We start from the raw sequence: 17,682 nt of genomic DNA on the forward strand, positions 1-17,682 counted from the left end.
TTTTCCGCGCGCACCCGGCCACGGAGACGTACGGTGTACTTCGATCGCGTTGACGTGAATAGGCCGCTATCCGAATGATGGTGTTTCATGGACGTGCTTGACTTCGACCTGTCGGACCGTGACTTCTGGGCCAAGCCGATGGCGGAGCGGAGAGCCGCCTTCGACCGGCTGCGGGAGCGGGATACGCCGGCCTTCTTCGCCGAGCCCCTGGTCGACTTCGCCCCGCAGGGGCCCGGCTACTACGCGCTGGTCAAGCATGCCGACATCCTGGAGGCCAGCCGCACTCCCGAGGTCTTCTCCTCGGGCGACGGCGGGGCCACGAACATCCTCGACATGCCCGCCGAGTTCGCCGAGTACTTCGGCTCGATGATCAACATGGACGACCCCCGGCACGCGCGCCTGCGCCGGATCGTCTCCCGGGCCTTCACCCCTAAAATGATCAAGCAGTTCGAGGCGGACGTGGACATCGCGGCCGCCAAGATCGTGGACGATCTTCTGGTCAAGGGCTCCGGCTGCGACTTCGTCACCGAGGTCGCCGCCCGCCTGCCCTTGAAGATCATCTGCGACATGATGGGCATCCCCGAGCGCGACTACCAGTTCGTCTTCGAGCGCTCGAACGTCATCCTGGGCGGCTTCGACCCCGAATACACCGGCGACGACGTCACCCAGGTGGTCCCGCTCCTGCTCAACGCCGGGATGGAGCTGCAGCAGCTCGTCCAGGACCTGGCCGCCTACCGCATCGACCAGCCGACGAACGACCTGACGTCCTCCCTCGTCAACGCCAACATCGACGGCGAGCGGCTGACGTCGCAGGAGCTCGGGTCGTTCTTCATCCTGCTGGTGGTGGCGGGCAACGAGACCACCCGTAATGCCATCTCGTACGGCCTGCGCCTGCTCACCAACAACCCCGACCAGCGGGCGCTGTGGCTGGAGGACGTCCAGGGCCGGGCGGCGGGGGCCGTGGAGGAGATCGTCCGGCTGGCCTCACCGGTGAACTTCATGCGCCGCAAGGTGACCAGGGACTACGAGATGAACGGCCACCTGTACCGGAAGGGCGACAAGGCGGTCCTGTACTACTGGGCGGCCAACCGCGACGAGGCCGTCTTCGAGGAGCCGGAGCGGTTCGACATCACCCGCTCACCCAACCCGCACGTGGGGTTCGGCGGGCCGGGGCCGCACTTCTGCCTGGGGGCGCACCTGGCCCGGCGGGAGATCACGGTGATGTACCGGGAACTGCTCCGCCGGGTGCCCGGCATCCAGGCGGGCAAGCCGGACCGCCTGCACTCCAGCTTCATCAACGGCATCAAGCACCTGGAGTGCACCTTCTAGAACCGCCTGCCCGGCCCCCGGGACGCCGGGGGCCGGGGGACAGGGTCAGGAGGTGGGGGTGACCTTGATCTGCTTGATGACCGTGTTGACGTCCGGCAGAAGCTGCTTGCTGGTCGACGGGATCGACATGTAGACGATCGCCGGTACGTCCTTGCCGGTGTTGATGGCGGCCGTGACGATCGTGGCCTTCTCGGTGCCCGAGGTCAGGGCGTAGGCGATGACCCGGCCCGAGGACTGCCCGACCTTGATCGGCTGCTGGGCGATCTTCTTGACCGTGTTGCCCTCGGGGAAGAAGCGCTTGCGGGCGTTCAGCACCACCTGCTTGATCACCGGCTCCAGGTCGTCCTCGCTGGTGAACGCGGACGCCAGCTTGGCCGGGAGCGGGCCGGTGAGGATCTGGGCGGAGCTGTTGGTGCCCGTGATCACGTACTGGCGGGTGTCGAAGCCGTACGTGGTCTTGACGGTGGCGCGCTGGTCCTGCTGCCAGGTGCCGCCGAGGCGCGGGATCGTGATGCCGGCGGAGGGGTTGGCGACTACGCCCGTCACGGGGGCGGCCTTGCCGGACCACCGCGGCAGACGGGGGATCGAACTCGCCGCCTTGGTGGGGGCGGCGCTGGCCGACGTGCTCGGCTTGGCGGCCGCGGTGTTGGTGGCGGATGGCGTGTTGCTGGCCAGCGGTCCGGCCAGGAACGCCCACAGGACGGCGCCGACCAGGGCGATGGCCACCGAGCCCGCCAGGGCGTAGATCCAGAGGGGTTTGCCGGGGTTGTCCAGCGACTCCGGTTCGCCCATCGCCTGGTAGTCGTCGCCGAAGACGGTGTTCCAGAGCTCCTGCTGGCGCTCGGGCGGCGGGGTGCGGGAGCCGCTGATCTGACCGGCCGTTACGAACCGGTGATCCGGGTCGGACGGGTCACGGCTCAGGTTAGAGCCCGGCCTGCCCTGCTCGCCCTGCTGGTCCTCTCCGGTCGGCGGCTGCCCGCCCGGCGGCTGGCCACCTGGCCCGTGGCGACCTGGTCCTTGCCCACCCGGTCCTTGCCCACCCGGTCCTTGCCCACCTGGACCGTGGCCACCTGGCCCGTGGCCGATCGGCGGCTGGCCGGGCGGTGCTTGGCCGACCGGCGCCTGACCGTACGCGACCAGGCGGTCGTCGGGGGAGGGCGCGGAGCGCGGCACCGCACGCTCGTCGAGGGGAGTGCCACGGCGCCGGCTGTCCAGCGGAGTGACGTTTCGCGGGCCGTCCAGCGGAGAGCCGCCCTGCAGACCGTCCAGCGGGGAGCCGCCCTGCGGACCGTCCAGCGGGGAGCCGGAACGAGGGCCGTCCAGCGGGGAGCCGCCCTGCGGACCGTCCAGCGGGGAGCCGGAACGAGGGCCGTCCAGCGGGGAGCCGGACCGCGGCGCGCCTCGGTCGTCCGCGGGCGGGTACGCCCGCTCGCCGAGCGGATTCGGGAACTGGTGGTACGCCGTGGCCTGATTGTCCGGAGAGCCCTGGCCATAGGAGGCCGGGTCACCCGGACGCGACTGCTGTCGGCCGTCAGGCTGGCCGAGGTTCGACCACGCGTCCGAGGATGGCGGGGCGTCCGACCAGGCGGGCCCGGAGTCCGGCCAGGACTGCTGCGACCCCTGCGAGGGCGCGGAGCCCTGCCGCGACGGATCGGGCCACGAAGGCGAGGACTGCGACGGATCCGGCCATGACGGCGAGGACTGCGCGGGGTCCGGCCACGAAGGCGAGGACTGTGAGGGGTCGGGCCAGGACGGCGAAGATTGCGCCGGGTCCGGCCACGAGGGTGAGGATTGCGATGGGTCGGGCCACGACGGCGAGGACTGCGACGAGTCCGGCCATGACGACTGGGCGGCACCGCCCCGTGAGGAGTCAGGCCATGCCGCGTCCTGCCGGGGCGCCTCGGGCCAGGATGTCGGCACCTCCGGCTTAGGCGCCTCGGGCCAGGACGGTGGCAGATGGGGTGCTCCGGAATTCTCCGTTGCCATTGCTGCCGTACCTCCCGAGGTTATGTCCGGATTTAACGCATCCGGCATGATCTCACGCGAGACCAGGGGTTCCGCAGTAAAACGCGCGAAGCCGTGCGGATCCGTCGGTGGGTCCTGCATGGGCAGGCCACCATCTGGACGTTCTGGCTCTACTGGGTACACCACGGCGACGAGAGTATTCTAATGGGACATTAGAGGTCACAACGGATACATCACCATCAGATCTCACCAGACCTGAAGAGTCCATTGTGCCCACTGACCCGGCTCGACGACCCGCATTCAGCCGAAGACGTGCGCTAGGCTTGACCTATGCGTTCCGCGACCCTGCTTCTTAGCGGGCCGCGACGGCTCTGATCAGCTCGCCGTCGCGGCTGCCCCTCGTCATGCGCACGAGGGGTTTTCTTATGGGTCCGAGTCAATCCAAAAGGACAACCGCCGTGAGTGAGTACAACCCGCAGGCGCTGCAGGCCAAGTGGCAGCAGCGATGGGAGGAGCAGGACCCGTTCCGGGCCAGCGATGACGCCGCCGACACGCGTGAGCGGCGCTACATGCTGGACATGTTCCCCTATCCTTCCGGTGACCTCCACATGGGCCATGCCGAGGTGTTCGCGATCGCCGACGTGGTCGCGCGCTACTGGTTCCAGAAGGGCTACAACGTCCTCCACCCGATCGGCTGGGACTCCTTCGGCCTGCCGGCCGAGAACGCCGCCATCAAGCGGAACGCACACCCCGCTGAGTGGACCTACGCCAACATCGAGACGCAGGCCAATTCGTTCAAGCGCTACGGCATCTCCTTCGACTGGTCGCGCCGCCTGCACACCAGCGACCCCGACTACTACCGCTGGAACCAGTGGCTGTTCATCCGCTTCTTCGAGCGCGGCCTGGCCTACCGCAAGGGCGGCCTGGTCAACTGGTGCCCCCAGGACCAGACCGTGCTGGCCAACGAGCAGGTCGTGGCGGGCAAGTGCGAGCGCTGCGGCAGCGACGTGATCCGCCGCGAGCTGACGCAGTGGTACTTCAAGATCACTGACTACGCGCAGCGGCTGCTGGACGACATGCAGCAGCTGGACGGCTGGCCGGAGCGGCTGCTGACCATGCAGCGCAACTGGATCGGCCGGTCCGAGGGCGCCGACGTGCTGTTCGAGATCGAGGGCCGCGAGGAGCCGGTCCACGTCTACACCACGCGGCCCGACACGCTGTTCGGCGCGACGTTCTTCGTGGTGGCCGTGGACGCGCCGCTGGCCGACGAGATCGTCACGGACGAGCAGCGCGCGGCCTTCGAGGCATACCGGGCCGAGTCGGCCAAGCTGAGCGACATCGAGCGGCTGTCCACCGACAAGGACAAGACCGGCGTCTTCCTGGGCCGCTACGCGATCAACCCGGTCAACGGCGAGCGCATCCAGGTCTGGGCGGCCGACTACGTGCTGTCCGACTACGGCCACGGCGCCATCATGGCCGTGCCCGCCCACGACCAGCGTGACCTGGACTTCGCGGTGAAGTTCGGGCTGCCGGTGAAGGTCGTCGTGCACACCGGCCTGGCCGACCCCGGCGAGACCGGCGAGGCCACGCCGGGCGAGGGCAAGCTGGTCAACTCCGGCCCGCTGGACGGGCTGTCCAAGACCGAGGCCATCTCCAAGATCATCGAAGTGCTGGAGACCCAGGGCAAGGGCACGGGCGCGATCAACTTCCGGCTGCGCGACTGGCTGCTGTCCCGCCAGCGCTACTGGGGCACGCCGATCCCGATCATCCACTGCGTCGACTGCGGCGAGGTGCCCGTCCCCGACGACCAGCTGCCGATCACGCTGCCCGACCTGCGCGGCGAGGCCCTGGCGCCGAAGGGCGTGTCCCCGCTGGCCAGTGCCGCCGACTGGGTCAACGTCGAGTGCCCCAAGTGCGGCGGTCCCGCCCAGCGTGACACCGACACCATGGACACCTTCGTCGACTCCTCCTGGTACTTCCTGCGCTACACCTCGCCCGGCTACACCGACGGCCCGTTCGACGTCGAGGCGGTCCGCAAGTGGGGCCCGATCGACCAGTACGTCGGCGGCATCGAGCACGCGGTGCTGCACCTGCTCTACTCGCGCTTCTTCACCAAGGTCCTGCACGACATGGGCATGCTGGACTTCACCGAGCCGTTCCTGCGCATGCTCAACCAGGGCCAGGTGATCAACGGCGGCAAGGCCATGTCCAAGTCCCTGGGCAACGGCGTGGACCTGGGCAAGCAGATCGACGACTTCGGAGTCGACGCGGTCCGCCTGACCATGGTGTTCGCCGGGCCGCCCGAGGAGGACATCGACTGGGCCGACATGTCGCCGGCCGCGTCGCAGAAGTTCCTGGCCCGTGCCTTCCGCGTGATGGACGAGGTGGCGGCCGAGCCCGGCGTGTCGTTCGAGGGCGGCGACGTCGAGCTGCGCAAGGCCACGCACCACGCCATCGACGAGGTCACCCGGCTGGTGGAGTCCCAGCGCTTCAACGTCGCGATCGCGCGCATGATGGAGCTGACCTCGGCGGCCCGCAAGGCCATCGACTCCGGTCCCGGCGCCGCCGACCCCGCGGTCCGCGAGGCGGCCGAGACGCTGGCGATCATGTTGTCGCTGGTGGCGCCCTACACCGCCGAGGAGGGCTGGGAGCGCCTGGGCCACGAGGGCGGCGTCGGCCGGGCCGGCTGGCCCACCGCCGACCCGGCGCTGCTGGTGCAGGAGTCGGTGACCTGCGTCGTCCAGGTGGCCGGCAAGGTGCGCGAGCGCCTGGAGGTGTCGCCCGACATCTCGGAGGCCGACCTGAGGGCGCTGGCCCTGGGCTCGGAGAAGGTCCGCTCCTACCTGACGGGCGAGCCGCGCAAGGTGATTGTGCGGGCGCCGAAGCTGGTCAACATCGTCCCCTGACGGGAGTGACCCGCCGGACTCCCGTCGGACTCAGAGACGGCGCCGCGAGTCAGAGGCGGCGCAGCGCGGGCAGCAGCTCCTTCTCGGCCCAGCCGAAGAAGGGCTGCTGCTGGTCGTGCCCGATCTGTACGAGCGCGACGTGCGTGAACCCGGCGTCGGTGTACTTCCGGACCGCCTCGACCACCGCCTCCACATCGTCGCCGCACGGCACGCTGCCGGCGACGTCCTCGGGCCGTACGTAGTCGGCGTAGGCGCCGAAGTTGACCGGCCCCGGCAGCTCGGCCATCACCTTCCACCCGGCCGACGACCAGCGCCACAGCTCGTGGGCCCGCTCCTTGGCCGCCTCGGCGTCGGTGTCGTAGGAGATGGCCAGCTGGCCGTACACCGGCTTGCCCGACCCGCCGAGCGCGTTGAACTGATCCACCACCTCCGGCATCGGCTCGTTGACGATCAGCAGGTCGCCGAACTCGGCGGCCAGGTCCGCCGACTGCCCACCGGAGGCGGCGACCCCGATCGGGATCCGGCGCTCGGGCAGGTCATAGAGCTTGGCCGAGTCCACGTCGTAGAACTCGCCCTGGTAGGTGACGTACTCGCCGGAGAACAGCTTCTTGATGATCTGGACGGCCTCGCGCAGCATCCGGTGCCGGGTGTTGACCGGTGGCCAGCCTTCGCCGATGACATGCTCGTTCAGGTTCTCGCCTGAGCCCAGCCCCAGCGTGAACCGGCCCTGGCTGAGCACCCCCATCGTGGCCGCCTTCTGCGCGACGACGGCCGGGTGATAACGCATCAGCGGGCACGTCACGTACGTCATGAGGGGCAGGTGTTCGGTGGCGTTCGCCGCCGCGCCCAGGACCGACCAGGCATAGGGCGCGTGACCCTGCTCCTCAAGCCATGGGAAGTAGTGGTCGGAGATGACCGCGTAGTCGAATCCGGTCCGTTCGGCGGTGGCCGCGTCGTCCACCAGCTGCCGGGCCGGAGTCTGCTCGCACATCAAGGTGTAGCCGATTTCTGCCATGGTGTGCCGACTACCCGGGCTTGCACACGTTAGTTACCAAGCGCCGGAGATCAACGTTGGGTCAGTTCCTCCACCACCAGGCCCAGCCCGATGCCCATCAGCCAGACGTCCTTGGCGACCGAGACGCCCTCTTGAGAGGGGCGCAGGGTGCCGTCTTGGCGCAGCCCGGGGGTCTTGACGTAGAAGGCGAGCAGCCCGCCGGCGAACGCGGTGAGCGCCGCCCCCGCGAGCAGCGACGGCACCACCGGGAGCAACAGCGCCGATCCGACCGCGATCTGCGACTTCGCCAGCAGCCGCACGAACGTCTCGGGATCCTGCCGGCGAAGGAACGGGAAAGCCGTGGCCGCCATGCCGTGCACGCCGGTGGCGGCCTCGCGGTCGGCCTGAGCCAGGGTCAGCCCGGAGTCCAGGATGTACGCGCCCGCCGCGATGCGGGGCGGCCACTGGTGGGGGCGGGCGAGAATCCTCACGTTTCCTCCAGAAATGACGTCACGTACGGCTTCTGCCCCATCACCATCTGTCACACTCTGCTCGGCGGCGGCCTTGACCAAGACTTCAAGGGCGGACTTCGCGGCCGGACGCGCACTAGTGTGCAGCTGTGACAACTGGCGCATACCTGAGATTTCCACACCTGCACGGTGACCTGGTCACCTTCGTCGCCGACGACGATGTCTGGCTGGCTCCCGTGGCGGGCGGACGGGCCTGGCGGTTCACCGCCGACCGTACACCCGTGTCGTACCCCAGGTTCTCGCCCGACGGCGCCCGCATCGCGTGGACCGGCCATCGGGAGGGACCGCCCGAAGTGTTCGCCGCCGAGCTCGACGGAGCCGAGGGCGAGCGGCTGACCCACTGGGGCAGCGCGACGACCGGCGCGCGCGGGTGGACCGCCGGCGGGGATGTGCTCGCGGTCAGCGCGACGGGAGAGGGCTCGCGGGCCAGGACGTGGGCGTACGCGGTGCCGCTGGACGGCGGCCCGGCGGTGCGCCTGCCGTACGGGTGGGTGAGCGAGGCCGCCGTCAGCGGCGACCGGGTGGCGACCGTGTCGCCGGTCTACCGCGAGCCGTCACACTGGAAGCGCTACCGGGGAGGTACGGCCGGCAAGCTCTGGGTCGACGCCGAGGGGAACGGCGAGTTCGCCCGGCTGTTCGCCGACAGCCACGCGCAGTACTGGTCGGTCATGTGGGCGGGTGATCGCATCGCGTTCCTGGCCGACATCGACGGCACCGGCAATGTGTACTCGGCCCTGCCCGACGGCTCCGACCTGCGCAAGCACACCGGGCACGACGAGTTCTACGCCCGCCACGCCTCGACCGACGGGCAGCGGGTGGTCTACAGCCACGCCGGCGACCTGTGGCTGCTGGAGAGCCTGGAGGCGGAGCCGTACAAGCTGGAGGTCAAGCTCGGCGGGCCGCGCCCGGCCCGCGCGCGGCGACCGGCGCCGGCCCGCGTCGGCGGGTTCTCGCCGGACGAGACCGGGCGGGCGAGCGCGGTCGAGATCCGCGGCACCGCCCACTGGGTGACCCACCGAGACGGGCCCGCGGGCGCGTTGCGGGTGGAGCCGGGCGTCCGGGTACGGCTGCCGCGGGCGCTCGACGCCGACGGCCGGGCGGTCTGGGTCTCGGACGCCAGCGGTGAGGACGGCCTGGAGATCGGTACGCCCGGCGGCGAGATCCGTACGCTGGCCGCAGGCGAGCTCGGCCGGGTGCTCCAGCTGGCCGCCGCCCCCAACGGCAAGCACGTGGCCGTGGCCACGCACGACGGGCGGCTGCTGGTCATCGACCTCGAATCCGGAAATGTCCGGGAGCTGGATCGCACGACGCAGGGGGACATCAGCGGGCTGACGTTCTCGCCCGACTCGTCCTGGCTGGCGTGGGTGCACCCGCACGACGAGCGGCTGTCGCAGATCAGGATGGGCCGCCTCGACGGGACCTCCGTCATCGACGTGACGCCGCTGCGGTTCGTCGACTTCGACCCGGTCTTCACCAGGGACGGAAAGCATCTGGCGTTCCTGTCGGTACGGACCTTCGACCCGATCTACGACGCGCACGTGTTCGACCTGTCGTTCCCGGCGGGCTGCCGGCCGTACCTGGTGCCGTTGCAGGCGACGACGCCCTCGCCGTTCGACCCGAGCCTGCAGGGGCGCGGGTTCAACGGCGAGGACGACAAGCCCGCCTCGTCCTCGTCCTCTGCTTCGGATGAGAAGAAGAGCTCGGAGAAGAAGGACGCCGAGCCGCCGCGTACCGAGGTGGATCTCGAGGGGCTGGCCTCGCGCGTGGTGCCGGTGCCCGTGCCCGCCGCGCACTACCGCAACCTGCGCACCGCCAAGGACGCCCTGCTCTGGCTGCGCCACCCGACGGCCGGGTTGCTCGGCGACGGCACCGAGCCGACCGGCGAGACCGTCCTCGAACGCTACGACCTCAAGAAGCGCGCCAAGGCCGAGCTCGGCAGGGAGACGCGCGCCTTCGAGGTGAGCGGCGACGGCAGCAGGCTCGTCCTCAACGGCAAGAACGGCTTGCAGACCCGCACCAGCGGTGAGGGCGATGAGGTGGTCACCATCGACCTCGACCGGATCACGGTCCAGATCGACCCGGTCGCCGAGTGGCGGCAGGGCTTTGCCGAGGCCGGCCGGTTGATGCGCGACCACTTCTGGCGCGCGGACATGAACGGCGTCGACTGGCAGGGCGCCCTCGACCGCTACGCGCCGCTGATCGACCGGATCGGCGCCTACTCCGAGCTCATCGACCTGCTCTGGGAGGTACAGGGCGAGCTGGGCACCTCGCACGCCTACGCCCGGCCCGTCGGCGGGGGCTACGACTCGCGGCGGCGCCAGGGTCTGCTCGGCGCCGACATCGTCCGCGACGCGGAAGGCGTCTGGCGCGTCGAACGGATCCTGCCCGGCGAGTCGTCCGACCACGACGCGCGCTCGCCGCTGCTCGCGCCGGGCGTCGCCGTGCGCGCGGGCGACGCGATCGTGGCGGTGGGCGGACGGCCCGTCGATCCCGTACGCGGCCCGCTCGCCTCCCTGTCCGGCACGGCCGGCCAGCCCATTGAGCTGACCGTACGACCGGCGTCGGGCGGCGAGACGCGCCGGGTGGTGGTCACCCCGATCTCGGACGAGACGCAGCTGCGCTACCACGACTGGGTGGAGGGCCGCCGGGCCTACGTCCGGCAGGCGTCGGACGGGCGGCTCGGCTACCTGCACGTGCCCGACATGGTGGCCTCGGGGTGGGCGCAGTTCCATCGCGACCTGCGTACGGAGATGGCCCGCGAGGGGCTGGTCGTGGACGTACGCGAGAACGGCGGCGGGCACACCTCCGAGCTCGTGCTGGAGAAGCTGTCGCGCCGGGTCACCGGCTGGAACCACGCCCGCGGCTACGAGCCGATGCGCTACCCCGAGGACTCGCCGCGCGGCCCGATCGTGGCCGTCACCGACGAGTTCGCGGGCTCGGACGGCGACATCGTGAGCGCGGGCATCAAGAACCGGAAGATCGGTCCGCTGGTGGGCACCCGGACGTGGGGCGGGGTGATCGGCATCGACTCGCGCTACTCGCTGGTGGACGGGACGGTGGTGACCCAGCCCCGCTACTCGTTCTGGCTGGCCGGGCCGGGCTGGGGCGTGGAGAACTACGGTGTCGACCCCGACATCGAGGTGGTCATCACGCCGCAGGACCGGGTGGCGGGGCGCGATCCGCAGCTGGAGAAGGCGGTCGAACTCGCGCTCGCCGCCCTGGCCGAGCACCCGGCGGCCACACCTCCGGACCTGCCGCCTCTCGCGACCTAACGGACCCTTCCGTCGCGGACCTGCTCGTCGCGGACCTGCCGCCTCTCGCGACATAACCTCGCGACGTAACCTCGCTACATAACGGAATCATCACGGGGTCCGCTCCGATGACGATCGGAGCGGATCCCGTAGGCAGGCTTGATCTCATGAAGCCCCTTGCGTATCGCCAGAGTGACGCCCTTGGGCTGTCGCTCAAGCGCGTGGCCGCTGACTCCCTCCTTCAGAGGTAGGGCGGTGGAGCCTCTCGCCTATCGTCAGAGCGGTATCCGGGAAACCGGACTGAATGCCCGGGACGTCCGGAAGGCCCTGGAAAAGCTCGCCGTCCCAGGGCTCCCCCTGGGGACGTTCGGCATCGCCGGTGGCGCGGCGAGAGAACGCCACAACCAGGCCTGCGACGAGTTCAACAGCCGGGCGCGGCGCGGCGTGGAGTCGGCCGAGGGCATCTCGCGCAACCTGAAGCTCACCGCCGACGGGTACGTGCGGGCCTCCAACGACGTCATGCGCGCGGTCCTCGCCGTCGGCCGCGATCGGCAGCCTCTCGTACGCGGGGAGGCGCCTTCGCCGGAGTCGGAAGTCCGGAACGGCCTGGGATATGGCCTCACGTCGCTCGGCACCACCGGCGTGACTCTCATCCGGCTGGCGGAGGCCTCCTCCTACCTCCAGCGCGGCTCGGCCGCCGGGGTCGCGAACCTGTCGGCCGAGGCGGCGAAGATGGCGAACCTGAGCCAGCGCACGCTGTCCATGCTCAAGGTCGCCGCCACGATGTCGATCACGGCCGCGACCGGGCTCATGCTCTGGCTGGCCACCGTGACCTGGAACGACGACAAGGTCGACGAGGCCATCGCGGCCTGGCGCCACGCCGCCGACTCCCTGGGCGAGACCTTCGGGGCCGGGGACCCGATGAAGCTGGAGGCACTGGCGGCAGCGTGGCACGGCGGCGCCAAGGACGTGGCCGACCAGAAGCTACGAGACTTCGTCACCGCGGGTGTCCAGCTCGCCGACTACGCCGCGGGCCGGGCCGTCGGGTTGCAGGACGCGGTGAAGCAGCTGAACCGGCTGCACTCGTACGCGTTCTGGACGACCATGGGCGAGCTTGGGGTGATCGCGGGGCTGCGCCTGGTCGCGGCCGTCAACCCGGCCGCCCGGCTGGCGTCCATCAAGGTGGGGTGGCGGTTGTCGCTCGCCCTTGTACTGATTCAGGGGGCTATCACCGCGCGGCTGGAGTACCTGGCGGGAGAGTCCTTGAAGAAGGACTCGGTGGGCGCCGGGCCGGCGGGGGTCGAGGAGACGGACTTCCCTCGCTTCTGACCTTCCCTTGCGGTCATGCGCCCCTGAGTCATTGGGGCCTGCGGTCATTGACGTCCATGGTCATGCGGGTCCTCCTGGACTGCCGCACGGCGGGGTGCGGCCACAGGCCGGTTGATGATGATGGTCATCCGGTCTGTGTGATGCGGTCCAGGATCTCAGCCAAGATCGGCTCGGTGGTGGCGAAGTTCAACCGTACGCAGTGCGCGCCGCCGGGCCCGAACGTGGCGCCATCGCTCAGCATGACCTTCGCGTCACGTTCGAGCGTTTCCTGTACGCCTGGGCGGCCGTAGTCGAGCCAGGCCAGGTAGGTGGCCTCCGGGATGCGGTAGCCGACCCCCTCAGGCAGGCGATCGGCGACCATTCGGCGATTCCTGTCCAACAGGGCACGGGTCTTCTCAAGCCAGCCGTCGCCGTGCCGCCAGGCCGCCACCGTCGCCTCCACCCCGAACAGATTGGCCGAGCCGAACACGAAGGGCGGCTGCGCGTCCAGAGCCTTACGCAGCTCCGGCGATCCGATGTGGGCCACCGAGCACCGGATGCCGCCGAGATTGAACGCCTTGGTGGCAGAGGTGAGCGTGACGGTCCGTTCGGGCAGGATGGTGGCGAACGGGATGTGCTGGTTGGGGGCGTACGCGAGGTCGGCGTGGATCTCGTCGGAGATGACGAGCAGGTCATGACGCTCGACGTGCTCCGCCAGCTCGGTCAGCTCCTCGCGGGTGAAGACCCGGCCTGTGGGATTGTGCGGGTTGACCAGCAGCAACACCTTGCACCGGGACAGATCAGGCACCTCAAACCGCCACGAGTCCCCGTCGGCGATCAGCTGGAGGGGATGCGGCGGCCGATCCATGGTCTCCAGCGTGCCGAGGAACGGGGGGTAGGCGGGGGTATGCACGGCCACGCCGTCGCCTGGGCGGGTCCATACGTGGAGGAGCACTTGAAGCGCTTGGTTGATGTCGGAATAACTCCGCACATACTCAAGCTCCGGCTCCCAGTCGTACCGACCGGCCATCCGCTCAACGAACGCCTCAGCCAGGGGGCCGCAGCGGGGACTGTCCAGCCAGGTGGGGTAGCCGAGGTCACCGTGGGCCCGCCGTTGGAGGGCGTTGACGACTTCTGGGGCGGTGGGGAGGTCCATGTCGGCGATCCAGGCGGGGATGACGCCAGGAGCGGCTTTGGCCCACTTGAATCCGTCGTGTGTTGCCTTGAGGTCTTCTGCCCGCTTTATGTCGGTCACGCGGCCATTCTAAAAACCACCTTGATCCTGGCCACCCCGTCTCACGATCAGCCCGGTCTTACGGCCACCCCTGCCTTACAGGCGACCTGTCTCACAGCCATCTCGTCTCACGGTCGGCCCGGCCCTACGGCCAGCCCATTTGTCCGGTTGGCCCGGTTTCACGGTTGGCTTGGTCGGCCCGTCTCACGGCGGCTGGCCCGTCTCATGGCCAGCTCATTGCACCGTCGGCCCGTCTCACCGGGCCCAATCTCGCGCCGACCTGCCCATCTCGCCGGGCGGCCCAGTCTCACGGGCGGCCCGTCTCACTGATCAGTCCGTCTCATCGTCGGCCCTTCACCGGTCAACCCGGTCTTACGCCCAGCCTGATCTCGGAGTCGGCCCATCTCGCCGGGCGGCCCGGTCTCACGGGCGACCCGTCTCACTGATCAGTCCGTCTCATCGTCGGCACATCTGGCCGGTCAGACGGTCTCGCCTTCGGTCGGTCCGTTCGCGCCGAAATGCTCGAAGGCCCGTCGATGTGGCAGGCCCACAAGGTGGCTGGTGGCGAAACCACACCAACCACTCGTGGATCACAGGAGCGGTGCCTTCCTGCCGTACCCGTCAGCCATCCGCGCGACTGATGCCCATTGGACACCCGCACGGTCGATACCCGCTAGCCGTCTGTACGGTCCGTACCTACGCCCGTACAGGAGATGCCCAGTAGCCACCCGATACGATCCATGGCCACCCATCAGCCACCCGTATGGTCGTGGCCACTCGTAAGACACACGTACGGTTTTCCGGGCGCATGACCCTGTCATGCGCCCGGAAACCTGTGTGGAGTCAGAGGCGGCGGAGGACCGCTACGACCTTGCCCAGGACGCTGGCCTCGTCGCCGGGGATCGGGTCGTAGTTGGCGTTGTGTGGCACCAGCCAGACGTGGCCGTCCTTGCGCTTGAACGTCTTCACCGTAGCCTCGCCCTCGATCATGGCCGCCACGATGTCACCGCTCTCCGCGACCGGCTGCTGGCGGACGACGACCCAGTCGCCGTCGGCGATGGCGGCGTCGATCATCGAATCACCGGCGACCTGCAGGAGGAAGAGGGTGCCTTCGCCGACCAGTTGCTTGGGCAGGGCGAAGACGTCTTCGACGCTCTCCTCGGCGAGGATCGGCCCACCGGCGGCGATCCGGCCGACCAGCGGCACATAGGCGGCCGTGGGCCTGCTCACCGGGGAGTCGGACTCGTTGGCGGCGTCGGGATCGACCCAGAGCACGGGCTCGCCGGGAAGACGCACCTCGAGAGCGCGCGGCCGATGAGGGTCGCGTCTCAGGTAGCCCTTGCGTTGCAACGCCGTCAGCTGGTGCGACACGCTGGACGTGCTGGTCAGCTGCACGGCCTCGCCGATCTCGCGCATGGACGGCGGGTAGCCCCGCTGTTGGACCGAGTCGCGAATCACCTCGAGGATCTTGCGTTGCCTGGGCGTCAGTCCCAGGGAGTCACGCCGACGCACCGCGAGGTCACTGACCCCGTTGGTGTCATCCCGATCGCTCATGATCTGCCTCCTCGCCCGGTGGCCCGCCTCACCGGCGAATCTCCCGGTCCGTGGTCTTCGTGTCGCACACAGCGACCGTATCGCTGTTGAAGATCATCTTCAAACAATTGTTCGAGTCTTCCTCGAAATTGTTGGCAGCGTGGTGTACAACATCGTACGGGAGTTCGATCGACACCGTGTTCGATTTGCCGATCTTTATTGGGTCTTTTTTTCGGGCCGGGACGGCTGGGAGGTCACACATGCGAGCGACCACCATCACAGATGCGACCAGCGACGACGTCAAGCGACTCACCCTCCTGGCGGACGCCACCCGGCGACCGGTGGCAGGGGGCGATAACACGGGTGACGACCGGGGTGACGGTTCTCGGGGTGGCGATTCCGCCAATCGGTCAGATCGCGAACGCCCGCATACCCGTGACAACTCCGACAACCGGGCTCCGGCGTCCGTCGGTTCGGGGTCGGTTGGACCGGCGGCCGTGTCGGTTGTACCGGTGTCCGCTGGTTCGGGATCCGCTGGTTCGGCGTCCGGCGATTCGGGGCCTAGCGATTCGGGATCGGCCGGTCCGAGGTCTGGCGGTTCGGCGTCGGTCGGCCTGGGGCCTGTTGGACTGACGTCTGTTGGTCCGGGGTCTGGCGGCTCGGGGTCTGGCGGTCCGGGGTCTGTTGGTCCGGGGCTCGTCGGTTCGGGGCTCGTCGGTTCGGGCTCCGCCGGTCCGGGAGCTGGCGGTCGGGGTTCCGCCGGTCGGGGTTCCGCCGGTTCGGCTTCTGTTGGGCTGGCGTCCGGTGGTTCGGGGTCTGCTGGTTCGCCGTCCGTTGATGCGGGATCGGCCGGTTCGGGATCCGGGGGTCCGGGGTTGGCAGGTCCGGGGTCCGCTGCCCCGGGGCCAGAAGGCCGTCTTGGGATAGCGGGCGGGGCTCGCTCCGGAACTGGGAGCGCGGGTCGTCTGCGGGCTGGGGGCGGGAGCATTCGCGAGGGTGGAGACGGAGGCCGTTTCGGCAGGGAAGGCGGTACGCGGCCTGCGCGCGGGGGCGGAGGGCGTCCCGAATACGGCAGCGGTGGCCGTCCGGGGGGAGGCAGCGTACGTGCCGGGGGCGGATCGGCTGGCAGGGGGCCTCTCAGCCGTCGGGCTGCGGCACAGGGGAGACCGCTCCTGTGGCTGGTGCCCGCGCCACGCCCTGACGCCGACGACACACCGCCGTCTGATGGAGGTGTGCGACCCACGGGCGCGGCCGGGCGCCCAGTGGAGCCCGCAGGCTCGGCGGAAGTCGGGCGATTGGTGGAGTCCGGGGACTCGTCGCTTCGGGCAGGCGACGGCCGCGCGGAGGGCTCTCTCCGCGACGCGGGCGCTCGGTTCCGTGAGGCAGAGAGTCGGCCCGGGGGCCGGCCGGAGCTTCGGCCTCGGGAAGCTGTGATCCGGTCGGAGGGGCGGTCGCGTCGGGTGGGTCGCCGGATCGAGGGCCGGTCTCAGGAATCGGTTGGCCAGTCCGAGGGCCGGTCTCAGGAATCGGTTGGCCAGTCCGAGGGCCGGTCCCGGGAGGCAGGGCGCCGGTCCGAAAGCCGGCGCCGTGGCGCGGGTGGCCGGTCCGAAGGCCGGTCTCAGGAATCGGGTGGCCGGTCCGAGCTTCGGCCTGGGGAGGCTGTGATCCCCTCGGAGGGGCGGGCGCGCCGGGTGGGTGGTCGGTACGGTGTGCGGTCTCGGGGTGTGGGTGGGCGTGTCGAGGGCCGGGCTCGGGAAGCGGCCGGTCGTTCCGGTGGCCGGGCCCATGAGGTGACGGGCTCGTACACACGCCGTCCCCGGCGTAGGGGCGGCCTGCCCGCTGATCGGACCCGTCTGTCCAGGAGGCAGGCCGGCGTCACTCGACGCGGGCGGCGTAATCCTCCCGTACGGCTCACGCGACGGGGGCGGGCCGTACTGGTGATGGCCATGGCTCTGCTGTCCCTGGGCGGCTTCTGGCTCGGCACCCGCGCGGTCAGTCAGGCGTCCGCGGCGCCCGCCGTACCGAGTCACGCGGGTCTGCCATGGGTGACCGTCCACGAGGGGGACACGCTCTGGACGATCGCCGACGCGATGGCTCCCGACGAGGGCGACCCCGGAGCGGTCGTGACCGAGATCAAGCGGTTGAACGGCCTGCCCAGCGCGCTCATCCGCCCCGGCAACCACCTGTACGTCCCGAGCGCCCACGCCCTGCCGTAACCCCGAACAGCCCTAATTGGCGCCGTGCGGCGGCCGTGCCGTGCCGCGCTGCGCCGTGCCGCGCTGCGCCGTGCCGCGCTGCGCCGTGCCGCGCTGCGCCGCGCCGCGCCGCGCCGTGCGGTGCTGTGCTGTGCTGTGCTGTGCTGTGCCGCCCGGTGTCAGTGCCGTAGCCGTGTGATTCTCAACCGGTAAGCGATACGGTCCGTCCCCAACCCAAAGCGCGGGGACGAGCGCGTACGGATGTGCCGTACGAGATGCCTGTGAGCCGTGTTCACCCACGTGAGACCGGCCAACCAACGTGACCAGCGAGGCGAGGAACACACCCCCGTCGGCCCGTGTTGACGACGACACGCCCGAGCCAGACCAAGGTGGCTGCGCTGATCAGCGACTTCGGCGGCAAGCCCCCGTCCAACTTG

Annotated in this window: 11 protein-coding genes; 5 read left to right on the forward strand and 6 right to left on the reverse strand. The window is 69.8% G+C overall.

Translation table 11 applies throughout. The annotated features are described in order from the left end of the window. Nucleotides 1–87 precede the first annotated feature (87 nt). Complete coding sequence (locus ACIBO2_RS36230) at nt 88–1,329, forward strand: cytochrome P450 (protein ID WP_358544892.1); 1,242 nt, start codon at nt 88–90, stop codon at nt 1,327–1,329. Nucleotides 1,330–1,374: 45 nt separating this feature from the next. Here the strand turns inward: ACIBO2_RS36230 and ACIBO2_RS36235 are convergent, their stop codons facing one another. After that, nucleotides 1,375–3,315, reverse strand: coding sequence for a hypothetical protein (locus tag ACIBO2_RS36235; protein ID WP_397302844.1), 1,941 nt, complete (start codon nt 3,313–3,315; stop codon nt 1,375–1,377). 404 nt (nt 3,316–3,719) lie between these two features. Between ACIBO2_RS36235 and leuS the strand changes: the two genes are divergently transcribed. Next, complete coding sequence (gene leuS / locus ACIBO2_RS36240; RefSeq protein WP_397302847.1) at nt 3,720–6,200, forward strand: leucine--tRNA ligase; 2,481 nt, start codon at nt 3,720–3,722, stop codon at nt 6,198–6,200. 49 nt (nt 6,201–6,249) lie between these two features. On the opposite strand, the gene ACIBO2_RS36245 is transcribed toward leuS, so the two are convergent. Together ACIBO2_RS36245 and ACIBO2_RS36250 are read right to left on the reverse strand one after the other, a co-directional pair. Then, entirely contained in the window at nt 6,250–7,215 is a 966-nt protein-coding gene (locus ACIBO2_RS36245) for a TIGR03557 family F420-dependent LLM class oxidoreductase (protein WP_358544897.1), read from the reverse strand. Nucleotides 7,216–7,265: 50 nt separating this feature from the next. Further along, nucleotides 7,266–7,685 (reverse strand): hypothetical protein, encoded by a 420-nt coding sequence (locus ACIBO2_RS36250; RefSeq protein ID WP_358544898.1) that lies wholly within the window; start codon nt 7,683–7,685, stop codon nt 7,266–7,268. Between the two features lie 128 nt (nt 7,686–7,813). Between ACIBO2_RS36250 and ACIBO2_RS36255 the strand changes: the two genes are divergently transcribed. Together ACIBO2_RS36255 and ACIBO2_RS36260 are read left to right on the forward strand one after the other, a co-directional pair. Beyond that, nucleotides 7,814–10,996: a PDZ domain-containing protein gene (locus ACIBO2_RS36255; RefSeq protein WP_358544899.1), complete on the forward strand. Its 3,183-nt coding sequence runs from the start codon at nt 7,814–7,816 to the stop codon at nt 10,994–10,996. 234 nt (nt 10,997–11,230) lie between these two features. Continuing rightward, the gene (locus ACIBO2_RS36260) at nt 11,231–12,304 is read left to right on the forward strand and encodes a hypothetical protein (protein WP_397302852.1); all 1,074 of its coding nucleotides are present in this window, start codon (nt 11,231–11,233) and stop codon (nt 12,302–12,304) included. Between the two features lie 124 nt (nt 12,305–12,428). Here ACIBO2_RS36260 and ACIBO2_RS36265 read toward each other — a convergent pair whose 3' ends face one another. The 3 genes from ACIBO2_RS36265 to ACIBO2_RS36275 all read right to left on the reverse strand — a co-directional run bounded on the left by ACIBO2_RS36265 (nt 12,429) and on the right by ACIBO2_RS36275 (nt 15,354). Further along, nucleotides 12,429–13,538 (reverse strand): MalY/PatB family protein, encoded by a 1,110-nt coding sequence (locus ACIBO2_RS36265; RefSeq protein ID WP_397302854.1) that lies wholly within the window; start codon nt 13,536–13,538, stop codon nt 12,429–12,431. 822 nt (nt 13,539–14,360) lie between these two features. Next, nucleotides 14,361–15,071 (reverse strand): transcriptional repressor LexA, encoded by a 711-nt coding sequence (gene lexA, locus ACIBO2_RS36270; RefSeq protein WP_357940151.1) that lies wholly within the window; start codon nt 15,069–15,071, stop codon nt 14,361–14,363. Between the two features lie 28 nt (nt 15,072–15,099). Beyond that, a complete protein-coding gene (locus tag ACIBO2_RS36275; protein ID WP_358544902.1) occupies nt 15,100–15,354 on the reverse strand; it encodes a hypothetical protein in 255 nt (84 codons plus the stop codon). A gap of 1,642 nt (nt 15,355–16,996) precedes the next feature. On the opposite strand from ACIBO2_RS36275, the gene ACIBO2_RS36280 reads away from it, so the two are divergent. Further along, nucleotides 16,997–17,266 (forward strand): LysM peptidoglycan-binding domain-containing protein, encoded by a 270-nt coding sequence (locus ACIBO2_RS36280; protein ID WP_358544904.1) that lies wholly within the window; start codon nt 16,997–16,999, stop codon nt 17,264–17,266. Nucleotides 17,267–17,682: the final 416 nt, after the last annotated feature.

Source organism: Nonomuraea sp. NPDC050022, from assembly GCF_044460705.1.
Lineage (GTDB): Bacteria > Actinomycetota > Actinomycetes > Streptosporangiales > Streptosporangiaceae > Nonomuraea.

Coding starts and splice junctions, on each gene's coding strand:
- ACIBO2_RS36230 (WP_358544892.1), top strand. CDS start 88: ATGGACGTGCTTGACTTCGACCTGTCGGACCGTGACTTCTGGGCCAAG.
- ACIBO2_RS36235 (WP_397302844.1), bottom strand. CDS start 3,315: ATGGCAACGGAGAATTCCGGAGCACCCCATCTGCCACCGTCCTGGCCC.
- leuS (WP_397302847.1), top strand. CDS start 3,720: ATGGGTCCGAGTCAATCCAAAAGGACAACCGCCGTGAGTGAGTACAAC.
- ACIBO2_RS36245 (WP_358544897.1), bottom strand. CDS start 7,215: ATGGCAGAAATCGGCTACACCTTGATGTGCGAGCAGACTCCGGCCCGG.
- lexA (WP_357940151.1), bottom strand. CDS start 15,071: ATGAGCGATCGGGATGACACCAACGGGGTCAGTGACCTCGCGGTGCGT.
- ACIBO2_RS36280 (WP_358544904.1), top strand. CDS start 16,997: ATGGCTCTGCTGTCCCTGGGCGGCTTCTGGCTCGGCACCCGCGCGGTC.